This is a genomic window from Aeribacillus sp. FSL M8-0254 (genome assembly GCF_038008845.1).
Lineage (GTDB): Bacteria > Bacillota > Bacilli > Bacillales > Aeribacillaceae > Aeribacillus > Aeribacillus composti.
Window position 1 is genome coordinate 2,457,331 of sequence record NZ_JBBOZY010000001.1, and the last position, 13,171, is coordinate 2,470,501.

Here is a 13,171-nt window from a genome sequence, read left to right on the forward strand (position 1 = left end):
GTTAGACAATGCCAAAATATACAATCGTTGACAAAGAAACATGTATTGCATGCGGTGCATGTGGGGCAGCAGCGCCAGATATTTATGATTATGACGACGAAGGAATCGCATACGTTATTCTAGATGATAACCAAGGGACGGTTGAAGTTCCAGAAGTTTTAGAAGATGATTTAATGGATGCTTTTGAAGGTTGCCCAACAGATTCCATTAAAATTGCCGATGAACCCTTTGACGGCGATCCTTTAAAATTTGAATAGCTGTTTCATCAGCTTTAAAAGAACAACCCCCCACGGAAAAACGAATTTCTGTGGGGGGTTTTGTGTATCATAATTCGAAGCACCGTTATGATGCGAAAACATCATAGCGGCTGATCTCCGCTTTTTTGCATATAAATTTATGCATTTTGCACGTTAAATTTATGTTGAAGCCATTCTTTTATTCTGCCGTAAATCATTAAAAAGACAATGGCAATAATTGTTCCTTTAATGAGGTTAAAAGGCAAAATCCCGGCAATAATGACTTGCTTCACTTCTGCAATCGACATTTGCGGCATATTTAAAAACAGCGTATATGCCGGCAAAATGAAATAATAGTTCAATAAGCTCATGGCTACTGACATCGAAATGGTCCCGGCAGCTAAACCGAAAAGAACCCCTTTCATCGAACGAATTTTTTGAAATACGAATGCAAACGGCAAAAGGAAAAACAATCCGGACAAGAAATTTGCCAACTGATCAATCGGAACTCCTGTCGCGCTTCCTTGAATGATGTAATGAAGCGTATTTTTAATCGCTTCTACAGCCAATCCTGCAATCGGCCCTAATAAAATCGTCGCCAGCATAGCAGGAATTTCGCTGAAATCAATTTTTAAAAATGCCGGAAGTCCCGGAAGCGGAAAGTTAAGAGCCATAAGCAAATAGGAAATCCCGCTCAACATTCCTACAAAAACAAGTTTAAATGCCTTTGTTTTTAACACAGTCCTTCTCTCCTTTTCTTTCTGTGATCCATCTTGAAAAGAAGGAAGGGTCCATCTCCTGCTTCAATAAAAAAACCCTCTACATTGACGCAGAGGGAGAATTGTAAGCAGGTTAAAATAAACGTTTCAATGATCATATTTTTTGAAACGCCTGAACCCTCATCTTCTCCCATCCAGACTATACTGTCGGCTCTGGATTCTCACCAGATCCACCGTAAAGGAAAAACACCTTTACGGGTCACGGGCTAAAAAAGCTTAAAAGCTTTTATCACCGCCGGTCGGGAATTTCACCCTGCCCCGAAGATGAATCCATATTTTTTTATCTTCATTATATACAATAATAAAAAAAAAAGAAACTTATTTTATTTCATTGTCTTTTTTCTACAATTGCCAATATTTTTTACATCCTCTATAATAAAAAGGCATACATAATAAAGGAGGATTTTGTCGATGGCAAACAATAAAGTTGTCGAAGCTTTTATTGAAATTCCGACAGGAAGCCAAAACAAATATGAATATGACAAGGAAAAAGGCGTTTTTAAACTAGACCGGGTTCTTTATTCGCCTATGTTTTACCCTGCAGAGTACGGTTATTTAGAAAATACTTTAGCACTTGACGGCGATCCTCTTGACATTCTCGTAATCGTCACCAATCCGACTTTCCCTGGATGCGTCATAGAATCACGTGTCATTGGCTATTTAAACATGATCGACAGCGGTGAAGAAGATGCAAAATTAATCGGCGTTCCTGTAGATGATCCACGTTTTGACCATGTTCAATCGATTGAAGATCTGCCGGAGCACAAATTAAAAGAAATTGCCCATTTCTTTGAACGTTACAAAGATTTGGAAGGAAAACGAACAGAGATCGGCAGGTGGGAAGGACCTGAAGCAGCGGCAAAACTAATTGACGAATGTATTGCACGATACAATGAATCTAACAATTAAACAAAAAAGAGAGCTGTTTCTTCAGAAGCAACTCTCTTTTTCCCTTTTTACACACAGTAAACGTTTTCAAACTGTAAAGTTTTGAACCTTGACAACATAGATCAGTTAAGATAAAATAATCAGAAATTTTGTTTTCATTTTTAATTCGTTCACTAGGGGGATCTTAGAAAATGTTTCATGTTCTTGTTTCTGACTCAATATCAAGCGATGGATTAGCACCATTATTGAACGATGAAAACATCAATGTCGTTCAGAAAAAAGTAAGTGAAGTTGACGACCTGGAAAAATATGATGCTCTGCTCGTCCGCAGTGCAACGAAAGTAACAGAAGAACTGCTTCAAAAAATGACAAATTTAAAAATTGTTGCAAGAGCAGGCGTCGGAGTCGATAATATCGATGTTGAAGCAGCGACAAAATACGGAGTTGTCGTAATTAATGCACCTGACGGAAATACGATTTCAACTGCCGAGCATACATTTGCCATGATGGCATCGCTTGTTCGTCATATTCCACAAGCAAATGTTTCCGTTAAATCAGGTGAATGGAACCGCTCCGCCTTTCTCGGTACTGAGCTATACGGCAAAAGCTTAGGAATCATCGGTTTAGGACGAATCGGCAGCGAAATTGCCAAAAGAGCAAAAGCTTTTGGAATGAACGTCTTAGTGTTTGATCCATTTTTAACAAAAGACCGGGCGCAAAAATTGGGAGTAAACAGCTGCAAGCTCGATGAAGTTTTAGCGCAAGCTGATATCATTACTGTTCATACACCATTGACAAAAGAAACAAGAGGTTTATTAGGAAAGGAAAATATCGGAAAAACGAAAAAAGGAGTTTATTTATTAAACTGCGCCCGGGGCGGCATCATCGATGAAGAAGCATTAATTCATTATTTAGAAATTGGACATGTGAAAGGCGTTGCACTTGATGTATTTGAAGTCGAGCCTCCAGTAAATCGGAAGCTGCTTGATTTTGAACAGGTCATTGCTACACCGCATCTTGGAGCATCAACGAAAGAGGCCCAATTAAACGTTGCCTCTCAAGTTGCTGAAGAAGTATTAAAATTTTTAAATGGAAAACCTGTTACAAATTCTATTAATCTACCAACATTAACAAAAGATATATTTGACAAAATACAGCCGTTTTATAAATTGGCCAAAAAATTGGGTCAGCTTGCTTCTCAATACATGAAAGAACCTGTTCAACATATCGGAATCGTTTACGAAGGAACGGTTGCTGAACTCGAAACATCTTTTATTACGAAAGCATTTCTTGCTGGATTTTTAGGAGAACGGGTTGATTCAACTGTTAACGAAGTGAATGCTGGCCTCATCGCCAAAGAACGCGGCATCAGCTTCAGCGAAAAAATTGCTTCAAACGGTTCTGGATATGCAAATTGCATCGCTGTTCAAGTAGATGGAGATCATCGGACTTTTTCCGTAAAAGCAACGTATATTCCAAACTACGGTGAACGAATTGTTGATTTAAACGGTTTCGATATCGATTTTTACCCGGCAGGGGAAGTATTATATGTAGAACACATCGATAAACCAGGTGTTATTGGACGCGTCGGAAAAGTACTGGGCGACCATGGCGTAAACATCGCAACAATGCAGGTTGGACGTAAAAACGTCGGCGGCGAAGCAATCATGATTTTAACTTGTGATAAACTGATTGATGATCAGCTTATTGAAGCGTTAGTCCAGTTCGATGACATCGTTTCTGCCAAAACTATTCATTTATAATATTTAAAGGTGCTGGGAGGGCTTATCTCTCCTGGCTCCTCTGTTTTTAATCCTCCCAAAAACAAAAGACCGATGAAAAGCCCCATAATTAGGGCAATACCCAGCCTCCGCATTAAATCCAGCATCCGTTCATCCTCCTTTCCTCCTTTCGTACATTCTCAATATTTATGATGGTGTCTTTATGTTTAGACCTACTTCCGTTCCTTTTGCTATGCATCAACTTTCAGGTCAATAAAATTAGGCGAAAAAGGCACTTCCACCGGTTTTGAAATATCAATATTTCCGATTTTTTTCGCATCAAAGCCTTCGAACTTCACTTTCTTAAAGCCGAATTCTTTCGCTGTCATTAAAATCGCTTCCAGCATAACTTCAGTATGCTCTGTGTTTTTCATTTTTGAAGCATTGTCAAAAGTGACCGTAAGCAGCTCATCATCCTTTTTCAATTGCTTAATTTTAACGGAATTATTAATGGAAGGTTCAAGCCCGTCTTCCTTACCTTTTTGCATGGCATTCATTGCCTCTTCAATTGTTTCATATTCATTTTTTGATGGAACGAGCAAAGGATTGCTGCTATTTTTAGGAAAAAACAAGAAATAGGCTTTTTTCAGCAGCTTCTTTATTTGAAATTCGGAAACTAAATGCTCAGAAGGAACATGCTGCTTTTCATTTGTAAATAAGCGCACCTTTTTATAATTTTGCCACCGAAATGTTTCTTTTAATACTTCTTTAAAATTTTGTTCATTATGGAAACGGTCTTTTATATTCAATTTTTCAAAATTTATGATCACCTCGTCACTTCGGCTTTTGCTTTCATAAATGTCTGCATCTTGAAAGGCAAAAGCTGAAAGATTGAAACGTTTCACATCGATCTTGTTTAAGACGTCATTTATTTGCTTGACGGCAGGCTCGAATTGATTTCCTTTAAAGCTTAGAGGAACGACATGCTGTTTGCTTTCATCTAAAAGCCCTACTGTGATAATTTGTTCAGTTGAAGAATTTGGAACTATGGAACGATACTTCGGCGAAGCCTCATTCGTTTGAATTTCGGTTAAATGACTGTTTCCTGCGTTTTCGGCCTTTTTGTTGTATGAATATTGGGTTTGTTCATTTTTGCTGTTGCTTAGCGGAAAAACTACAAAAGTGACGGCTGCTGTCAAAGCAACAATCGAAGCTGATGGAACAATGAATTTCAATATTGTTCTTTTTCTTTTTTTCTCGGTAATATTGTTCCAAATCTCGAATGAACTGCGGGAATCTTCTACTTTTGGAAACTCGCTTATCCATTTTTTGATTTGTTCATCGCTCCACAGAGAGTTTTTCACTTGAAACTACCTCCTGTTCTGTCATAGCTCCCTGATCTTTCGTGACAACTTGTTCTTTCATAGCTTTATCTATATAATTTTTTAACACTTTTAAAGCCCGATGCTGGGTTGTTTTGACTTTGCTTTCCGTCCACCCCAACACCTCGGCTGTTTCTGCAACAGATAATTCTTTTATAAACCGTAAAATTAAAACGGTTCTTTGATTCACATTGCAGTCATTCATTGCTTTGTATAGCATCTGTATTTCTTCTCGTTGTAAAGCTATTTCTTCCGGGAGGGGCTCTTGATCCGCAATTTGTGCTTGATCTAAATCAAATTTTTCCATTATTCGCTGACGGAGAGTTTTTTGCTTTCGAAAAAAATCAATCGCTACATGCCGAGCAATGGAAAATAACCATGTTTTTTCACTGCTTCGTCCTTCAAAGCTCGAGTATGATTTTAAAACTTTTATATACACTTCATGCACCAAATCTTCCGCTTGTTCCCGATCCTTCACCAAATAATATAAAAACTGAAAAATATCTTGATGATATTTTTCGTATAATCTTTGAAACGATTCATCCATGCACATACCCTCCGTTTAAAATATTTGTCGAAAGAGACGCATGACATGTTACAAACAAAAAAGAAAGGGTCTTATAAAAGAGACCCTCGGTGTCAATTTTTTTTGTTATTATTTGTCCGGAACACCTTCCCGCTTCGTTCGTATTCGACATCCTTCACGTTTAGGCGGTAATTTACAACCCGAGCAGCAGCAAATAAATAATCAGACAGACGGTTCATGTAAATGAGGACCGGATGATGAATTTTAACCTCTTTCATTAAAGAAACGATTAAACGCTCTGCTCTTCTGGCAACTGTTCTCGCAATATGTAAAACGCTGGCCGCCTCCGTTCCTCCGGGCAAAATAAATTTTTCTAATACAGGAGCTTCTTCCACATAATGATCGATTCGTTCCTCTAAAAAAAAGATCATATCCTCCGTCGTTTTAAACGGATGTTTTTGCTTTTCGTACACAACCGCTATGTCAGATCCGCAATCAAACAAATGATGCTGAATTTTTTCAAGCTCTTCGTAAATATCTTGAAACGCTTTATCTGTTAAAAACGTCCTTGCATAGCCTATGTAAGCGTTCAATTCATCAATCGTTCCGTAAGCTTCCACCCTTGGATCATCTTTATCGACACGCGCACCAATAACGTTCGTCTGTCCTTGATCCCCTGTACGCGTATATAAATTCATTGCCAAACCTCCCTTCTGTTACGTGTGAAACAATAAAGATCGGCAAATTTTTACGATGTTTGCGGCAATAGTACGGTAAATGTCGTTCCAACATTTAATTTGCTGTGAACTTGTATTACCCCTTTATGGGCATCGACAATATTTTTCGCAATGGCAAGCCCAAGACCCGTACCTGCTCTTCCGCGCGTTCTCGCTTTGTCAGCTTTATAAAAGCGTTCAAACACAAACGGCAGATCTTCTTCACTGATTCCGCTTCCTGAGTCCTGAACATCTATTTTTAAACCATTGCTTTCTGAAATAATTACTTTTACAAATCCTTGTGCACTCGTATGGCGGATGGCATTGTCAATTAAATTGGTCAGTACTTGCTCAATGCGGTCCGGATCAAACGAAAAGGAATCCATTTGAACATTCAGCAAATATTCGAGGTGAATCTGTTTTTCTTTTGCAATGCCTTGAAATTTGCGAATAATTTTTTCAATAAAAGGCTTCAATTTGACATCTTGTATATTTAAGGAAATATGTCCTGCCTCCATTCTGGCCAAATCCAATAAATCATTCACCAATCGGCCCATTCGCAATGATTCGTCATAAATAACCTGAACAATCTCCTTCCGCTCCTTTTCGCTTCCTGCAATGTCATCGCGAAGAGCTTCGCTGTATCCTTGCAGCATGGCAATAGGCGTCCGCAGCTCGTGGGACACATTGGCAATAAAATCAATTCTTAATTTGTCGAGACGTCTTTCCTCCGTTATATCGCGCAAAACAACGACCGCTCCTCGAACACGATTTTGATTATAAAGAGAGCTCATGATCACTCCCCATGTTCTGCCTTGCAAAGTAATCTCAGTAACCTGCTCGCGGTGAGTCGTCGTCACTCGTTTAAATAGCTCTTCAATAGCCGGCGGAAGCTCATGTTCCTTTTTCGGATCCATTCCGTTTTCATAATACCATGCCTGCAAAAAACGTTCAGCAGGAGGATTTGTGACTAAAATCGTTCCATCGATATTTAACGTAATGACACCGTCGGCCATGCTGCTTAAAATGTTTGAAAGCTGTTCTTTTTCTTGCCGCAAAGCGTTAATATGGAATTTCACCTGCCGGCCCATTTGGTTAAAGGCAACAGCTAATTCACCAATTTCATCGCTTGTCAGCTTCGGAACTTTCGTATCAAATTTTCCATTCGCCACTTCAATTGCGACTTCTCTCATTTTTCGGAGCGGATAGGTAATGCGGGTTGATAAAAAAAAGGCAAAAACGGTCGTTAATATAATAGCTATAAATGCTGCCATAAAAATATATTTAGTTGTTTGTTTTGTTGTTTCATTAATGGCAGACAAAGATTGTACGACAAATATCGCTCCAGATTGATAAGGCACTCCGACGATCATCATTTCATTGTTGAATTTATTGTGATCATTCGTTTGCGGAAAGCTTTTTACAAGGCTGATTTTTTCTTGATCTTCCAATACTTTTGACAGTTCTTTCTCACTGATGATTTCATTTAATGAATATTGAGCGACACCCGCCCCGTCATTTTGCTTTTGCCAATATGTTTTTCCACCATCAACGATATACACACTTGTTAGTTTATCAGAAAGTTCAGTTGCAATGGAGCCGGCTAATGGTGTATTTTGATGATTTTCCATAATAATGGCTGCTTTATTGGCAAGCTGGGTCAATTTTTGCTCGGCATCTTTTATATGATAATTTTCCATAAACTCGAGCAGCAAAATGGTTAAAATCGACAGAACCACTATCACAAGAAATAAAATGGTCATCCAAAGCTTGCCAACAACGCTTCTCCAAAATTTCATTCTTCAACGACCTCGAATTTATAGCCGACACCCCAAACAGTCACAATCATTTTGGCGGCTTCAGGCGAAACTTTGTTTAATTTTTCCCTAAGTCTTTTCACATGAGTGTCAACTGTTCGTAAATCTCCAAAAAATTCGTAATGCCATACTTCCTTCAGCAGCTTTTCCCGGTCGTATACTTTATCTGGAGTTTTTGCCAAAAAATAAAGCAGCTCGTACTCTTTCGGGGTTAAGTTGACTTCCTTGCCGTCGGCCGTCACGCGATGAGCATCATGATCGATTGTTAAGTGCGGGAAAACGATCACATTTTTCGCCGATGAATCGGTTTTTAAATAGCTTGTTTGTGACGCCCTTCTTAAAATCGCTTTCACACGTAAAACAACCTCTCTTGGGCTGAACGGTTTTACAATATAATCGTCCGCACCGACCTCAAACCCTTGAACACGGTTTACCTCCTCTCCTTTTGCTGTCAGCATAATGACAGGAGTGGCTTTCTTTTCTCTCAGCTGCTTGCACACTTCGATTCCGTCAATTCCGGGCATCATAATATCCAGAATAATCAAATCATAATCGGCACAAAGAGCCTTTTCAAGCGCTTCATCACCATTTTCCGCCTCATCAATTTGATAATTTTCCCTTTCTAAGTACATTTTCAAAAGCCTGCGAATTCTTTCTTCATCATCTACCACTAAAATCGTTACATCCTGGTTCTCTGACATATTTTATTCCTCCCTTGATCAGGTTAAAAAAGAGCTGACTCAAATGATAATGATCCAAATTCCAGCATGTATCATGAGTCAGCCAATCCGTTTATGCATATGAATGTAAACCAGCTATCACAAGGTTTACAAAAATTAAATTAAACATGATGATCGCAAATCCGATAACCGCAAGCCATGCTGATCTTTCTCCATGCCATCCTCTCGAAAGCCGTAAATGAAGATATGCCGCGTAAAACAGCCAAGTGATCAATGCCCAAACCTCTTTCGGATCCCAGCCCCAAAATCGGGTCCAAGCGATCTGTGCCCAAATCATGGCAAATATTAAAGCACCTAGCGTAAATACTGGGAATCCAATCGCTACTGAACGGTAGCCAATTTCATCCACTACATCCAAATTTAAATTTTTCACTAAAGGCTGCAACGCTGCAGAAATACGCTTTCTCAATATTAGGCGGATCACTCCGTATAAAATCAGTCCTACAAATGTGGACCATAAAACAGTGTTCACCTTTCTGGCCGATAAAATCGCCGGCAATTCCACAAATCCTGCAAGCCGATCTTTTGTCAACAATTCTCCTTCGTGCGGCGCTACGAGAGCAGGCAAATGAAATTCCATTTCCGCCTCTTGTCCATTTTTATCGATCCATTTAAACACTGATTCATAATCCATTGCTCGGAACACGGTTGTGACAATGACAAATGCTAGTGTTGTGACTAATACAAACATGACAAATTCAAGCCAAAACGTCTTTTTTGTTGCTTTTGATTGGTCCACAACCTTTGTTAAATACAGGACTCCGGCTACAAAGCTGATCGCCAAAATAGCTTGTCCGGCAGCAGCTGTTGTTACATGGATTTTCAGCCAATCGCTTTGAAGAGCTGGTATTAAAGGGCTGATTTCTGTCGGAAACATGCTGGCATATGCAATCAATAAAAGTGCAACTGGCAATGTAAATAAGCCAAGTGCAGACAGCTTATAAATAAAATAAATAATGATAAATGCTCCTACTAGCATCATACCAAAGAATGTCGTGAATTCAAATATGTTCGAAACCGGGGCATGTCCAGCAGCGATCCATCTCGTAACGAAGTATCCCAGTTGAGACAAAAAACCGAGGATCGCCGCCGCAATGCCTAATCGCGCCCATCTATTCGGTTTTTCATCCTTTCCTCTTTTGTCACGGATGGCACCGCCAAAAAAGAATGTTCCTATTAAATACAAAATAAACGCAATGTATAATAAAGTGCTGCTAAGTTCAGCCACAAACTTCCCCTCCTTCATGAGGTTCTATTCTTTTAATTGTTTTTGGTCAACAGGCTTTTGAATTTCAGTATCGCGCAAAATGATGTCCAATTCATTTTTTAATCCAAACCAGTTTTTGTTTGTATGCCCCGCCAGCATGATTTTGTCGTTATCCGCTTTCAGCCATATGCGGCGATGCTGCCAGTACAATCCTTGAATTAAGCCTATCATAAAAATGGCTCCGCCGACACCGAGCACCCATAAAGTTAAATCTTTCCTTACAACTAAACCCGTTAAGTTTTTCGTTTCAATTCCTGAAAATTTCATTTTGTATTTGTTATTCTCGTTAGGTTCAATCGTTTGCTGGATGGCAACGAAACTCGTTTCTCCCTTCGGTCTGTCAGGTGCAATCATTTTAAAAACAAATACCGGGTTGTTTGGCACTCTCGACCGCGTGGCTGGATTTCCTTCGTCATCAAAATAAAAATCTGGAAGATAGCTGGCAATTTCAACAGCATAGCCGTTTCCTAAATCATATTTCTTTTCTGGATTTAAGAGGTCAATGACAACTTTCCCGAAGCTTTTCCCCGATTTTTTATCGATAAGATCAAACGTCATTTTATTTAACTCATTCAGCTTGTAATTCACTTGATAGACAGCATAAGAATCAAATTTCAATGGTTCGTTGACGCGAATGCTGAAGTCTTTTACCTCTTTTAATTTTGGTTCTTCACCCGGCAGGCTGTCTCCCTGCTTTTTATAAAGCGTCACATTTGATTGGAAGTTTTTAGCTACGCTTCCATCGCCGACACGGTCAATCGCTTCCTGAAACACATCTTTTTCTTTTTCCTTTTGATAAGTTTCCAAAATGAATTGATGATGCTTCAAATAATACTCGCCATTTGTCCCGGGTATTTCTTTCGTTTCCCCTTCTCTTAACCAGAGAACCTCATCCACATACATCCCCGGGAAAAAGCGGAGCATGGCTCCAATTAAAAAAATAATCAATCCGATATGATTGACATACGGACCCCATCTGGAAAATCGATTTTTCTCTGCCAAAATGTTTCCATTTTCTTCTCGAATGCGATAACGGCGCGCTGTTAAATTTTTTTTAACTTGTTCTACATTTTTTTCAATACTGTCCACATATGATTCGCTAAAAAGGCGCTGTCTTTTCAAAAAAGACTCGTGCCGAGACACACCTTGATTTTTCAAGGCACGATAAAGTGGAATAACCCGGTCAAGCGAGCAAATCACAAGCGATATTCCAATCGATGCGATCAAGGTCATATACCACCAAGAACCGTATAGGCGGTGGAAGCCTAATTGATAATAAAGCTGGCCTAAAATTCCATATTCATCTTTATAAAATTGCTCTGGCGTTACGTTGGAAGGTATGTACAATTCTTGCGGAAAAATCGTTCCGATTGCTGATGCGATCAGCGTTATCACAATCAGCCAGACTCCAACTTTAACAGAAGAGAAAAAATTCCATACTTTATCGACGATCGTTTTATTATATGTTTGAGAACGTCTGGCGCTTCCGTCATAACGCATATCATGAAGTTTTTCCGAGTTGCCTTCGCCCTCTGCTGCCAAGGCCCGACCGCAATTTTCACACAGCACAGTACCGAACGGATTTACATGACCGCATTCACATTTCACATGATTCATGTTGAAAACTCCCTAACTATGGTTTTATCATTTCCATGTAATCTCGAACTTCCCGTTCCGTCATTTGTGCAGTAATGATTTTGACAACCTTCCCGTTCTTATCGATGAGAAACGTAGTAGGCAGCGGATCTACATCATATGCATGAAGCACCTGCTGATTTTTGTCAATGACAATCGGGAAATTGAGTCCGTATTTTTCCGCAAATTTTTCCACTACTAATTTTGATTCGCCAACGTTGACAGCTAAAACTTCCACACCTAAATTTTTATAGTGCTGATATTGTCTTTCAATGTAAGGCATTTCACGTTCACAAGGTTTGCACCACGTTGCCCAGAAATTGAGAAATACCCCTTTTCCTCTATAATCGGAAAATTGATGCTTTTTTCCTTCTAAATCAGTAAGAACAAAATCAGGCGCAGCTGATCCGACTTTCACTTTTTCTTTGCTCATAAAAAAATTTGAATAGAGTGTATATCCAAGAGCACCTAATAAAATAACAAGAATAATCGAGCGAGTAATGAGTCGCCTTTTTTTCATCGTGTGCACTCCCTTGTTTTTCATTCGCTTGTTATTATATCATTAAATTTCCGTTCATTCAGAAAAATAATTTTGACGTTTATGTGACATAAAAACGTGTAAGCCCCTAAAGCAGTACATTGTTTGCAACGTTTTGTCGGTATAAATGCGAAAGCTTAACAAATTTTAGGCTAAACTCTCGCATGCTTGCCGTGCTGGGCCAGCGCCCGCAATCTCTTCACCTCGTGGGGAGTAATTTCGCGGAACGCACCTGGATTGAGCCCTTTTAAATCTAAAAATGCGTACCGTTCTCTTTTCAGCTTCAGCACAGGAAAGCCGATTTTATCAAACATTCTTCTAATTTGCCGGTTTCTTCCTTCATGAATGGTAATTTCGATTATACACGTTTTTTTTCTTTTATCTAAAGAAAGCATTTTGACTTTTGCTGGTTTTGTCATTCCATCCTCCAGCATGATCCCTTGCTCCAGTTGTTTTAATTCTTTCCTTCCTGGAATTCCTTTAACTTTCGCTACATACACTTTATCAATTTCATATCGTGGATGCATTAACAAATTAGCAAAATCGCCATCGTTTGTCAGGATTAGAAGGCCTGAAGTATCATAATCAAGTCTGCCGACCGGAAAGATGCGCTGCTCAAAATCTCGAAAGTAATCGGTGACGACTTTTCTTCCTTTTTCATCTTTCACGCTCGAAATAACTCCCCTAGGCTTATAAAACAAAATATAAATCGGTTCTTCCCTTTCTACCGGAATCCCGTTTACCTCCACCTTGTCCTCGTCAGATACTTTTGTGCCGAGCTCTGTTACAACTTGTCCATTTACAGTAACTTTTCCGTCCAAAATTAATTGCTCCGCTTTTCTTCTTGAAGCAATTCCCGAACGCGCTATCACCTTTTGCAAACGTTCCATTGATCTCACCTCTCTAAAAATATTACCTTCTTTCGG

13 protein-coding genes and 1 riboswitch are annotated in these 13,171 nt (G+C 39.3%); of the genes, 3 read left to right on the forward strand and 10 right to left on the reverse strand.

Going from position 1 to position 13,171, the window contains the following annotated elements:
- Positions 1-8: 8 nt before the first annotated feature.
- Entirely contained in the window at positions 9-257 is a 249-nt protein-coding gene (locus NSQ44_RS11900; RefSeq protein ID WP_063388618.1) for a ferredoxin, read from the forward strand.
- Positions 258-394: 137 nt separating this feature from the next.
- On the opposite strand, the gene NSQ44_RS11905 is transcribed toward NSQ44_RS11900, so the two are convergent.
- Positions 395-976 carry an ECF transporter S component gene (locus NSQ44_RS11905; protein WP_340857135.1) on the reverse strand — a complete coding sequence of 194 codons (582 nt, stop codon included), beginning with the start codon at positions 974-976 and terminating at the stop codon, positions 395-397.
- A gap of 157 nt (positions 977-1,133) precedes the next feature.
- A riboswitch (FMN riboswitch) is annotated at positions 1,134-1,285 on the reverse strand.
- A 141-nt stretch (positions 1,286-1,426) separates the two neighbouring features.
- On the opposite strand from NSQ44_RS11905, the gene NSQ44_RS11910 reads away from it, so the two are divergent.
- Together NSQ44_RS11910 and serA are read left to right on the forward strand one after the other, a co-directional pair.
- Complete coding sequence (locus NSQ44_RS11910; RefSeq protein WP_340857136.1) at positions 1,427-1,924, forward strand: inorganic diphosphatase; 498 nt, start codon at positions 1,427-1,429, stop codon at positions 1,922-1,924.
- Between the two features lie 170 nt (positions 1,925-2,094).
- Positions 2,095-3,666 carry a phosphoglycerate dehydrogenase gene (gene serA, locus NSQ44_RS11915; protein WP_340857137.1) on the forward strand — a complete coding sequence of 524 codons (1,572 nt, stop codon included), beginning with the start codon at positions 2,095-2,097 and terminating at the stop codon, positions 3,664-3,666.
- 209 nt (positions 3,667-3,875) lie between these two features.
- On the opposite strand, the gene NSQ44_RS11920 is transcribed toward serA, so the two are convergent.
- The 9 genes from NSQ44_RS11920 to NSQ44_RS11960 all read right to left on the reverse strand — a co-directional run bounded on the left by NSQ44_RS11920 (position 3,876) and on the right by NSQ44_RS11960 (position 13,135).
- Positions 3,876-4,988 carry a GerMN domain-containing protein gene (locus NSQ44_RS11920; protein WP_340857138.1) on the reverse strand — a complete coding sequence of 371 codons (1,113 nt, stop codon included), beginning with the start codon at positions 4,986-4,988 and terminating at the stop codon, positions 3,876-3,878.
- A complete protein-coding gene (gene sigX / locus NSQ44_RS11925; protein ID WP_340857140.1) occupies positions 4,963-5,553 on the reverse strand; it encodes an RNA polymerase sigma factor SigX in 591 nt (196 codons plus the stop codon). Before sigX ends, NSQ44_RS11920 begins: the two co-directional genes overlap by 26 nt.
- A gap of 92 nt (positions 5,554-5,645) precedes the next feature.
- Positions 5,646-6,230 carry a cob(I)yrinic acid a,c-diamide adenosyltransferase gene (locus tag NSQ44_RS11930; protein WP_340857141.1) on the reverse strand — a complete coding sequence of 195 codons (585 nt, stop codon included), beginning with the start codon at positions 6,228-6,230 and terminating at the stop codon, positions 5,646-5,648.
- Positions 6,231-6,280: 50 nt separating this feature from the next.
- Positions 6,281-8,047: an ATP-binding protein gene (locus NSQ44_RS11935; RefSeq protein ID WP_340857142.1), complete on the reverse strand. Its 1,767-nt coding sequence runs from the start codon at positions 8,045-8,047 to the stop codon at positions 6,281-6,283.
- Positions 8,044-8,766, reverse strand: coding sequence for a response regulator transcription factor (locus tag NSQ44_RS11940; protein ID WP_066247683.1), 723 nt, complete (start codon positions 8,764-8,766; stop codon positions 8,044-8,046). The genes NSQ44_RS11935 and NSQ44_RS11940 overlap by 4 nt, the downstream gene beginning before the upstream one ends.
- Positions 8,767-8,857: 91 nt before the next feature.
- Positions 8,858-10,033 carry a c-type cytochrome biogenesis protein CcsB gene (ccsB, locus tag NSQ44_RS11945; RefSeq protein WP_340857143.1) on the reverse strand — a complete coding sequence of 392 codons (1,176 nt, stop codon included), beginning with the start codon at positions 10,031-10,033 and terminating at the stop codon, positions 8,858-8,860.
- A gap of 24 nt (positions 10,034-10,057) precedes the next feature.
- Positions 10,058-11,689 (reverse strand): cytochrome c biogenesis protein ResB, encoded by a 1,632-nt coding sequence (resB, locus tag NSQ44_RS11950; RefSeq protein ID WP_340857144.1) that lies wholly within the window; start codon positions 11,687-11,689, stop codon positions 10,058-10,060.
- A gap of 16 nt (positions 11,690-11,705) precedes the next feature.
- Entirely contained in the window at positions 11,706-12,227 is a 522-nt protein-coding gene (gene resA / locus NSQ44_RS11955) for a thiol-disulfide oxidoreductase ResA (protein ID WP_340857145.1), read from the reverse strand.
- 170 nt (positions 12,228-12,397) lie between these two features.
- The gene (locus NSQ44_RS11960) at positions 12,398-13,135 is read right to left on the reverse strand and encodes a pseudouridine synthase (RefSeq protein WP_340857146.1); all 738 of its coding nucleotides are present in this window, start codon (positions 13,133-13,135) and stop codon (positions 12,398-12,400) included.
- Positions 13,136-13,171: the final 36 nt, after the last annotated feature.

Bases quoted from the DNA above. Each gene is read 5' to 3' on its own strand.
- NSQ44_RS11900 (WP_063388618.1), top strand. From the start codon at position 9: ATGCCAAAATATACAATCGTTGACAAAGAAACATGTATTGCATGCGGT.
- NSQ44_RS11910 (WP_340857136.1), top strand. From the start codon at position 1,427: ATGGCAAACAATAAAGTTGTCGAAGCTTTTATTGAAATTCCGACAGGA.
- serA (WP_340857137.1), top strand. From the start codon at position 2,095: ATGTTTCATGTTCTTGTTTCTGACTCAATATCAAGCGATGGATTAGCA.
- sigX (WP_340857140.1), bottom strand. From the start codon at position 5,553: ATGGATGAATCGTTTCAAAGATTATACGAAAAATATCATCAAGATATT.
- NSQ44_RS11930 (WP_340857141.1), bottom strand. From the start codon at position 6,230: ATGAATTTATATACGCGTACAGGGGATCAAGGACAGACGAACGTTATT.
- NSQ44_RS11935 (WP_340857142.1), bottom strand. From the start codon at position 8,047: ATGAAATTTTGGAGAAGCGTTGTTGGCAAGCTTTGGATGACCATTTTA.
- NSQ44_RS11940 (WP_066247683.1), bottom strand. From the start codon at position 8,766: ATGTCAGAGAACCAGGATGTAACGATTTTAGTGGTAGATGATGAAGAA.
- resB (WP_340857144.1), bottom strand. From the start codon at position 11,689: ATGAATCATGTGAAATGTGAATGCGGTCATGTAAATCCGTTCGGTACT.
- resA (WP_340857145.1), bottom strand. From the start codon at position 12,227: ATGAAAAAAAGGCGACTCATTACTCGCTCGATTATTCTTGTTATTTTA.
- NSQ44_RS11960 (WP_340857146.1), bottom strand. From the start codon at position 13,135: ATGGAACGTTTGCAAAAGGTGATAGCGCGTTCGGGAATTGCTTCAAGA.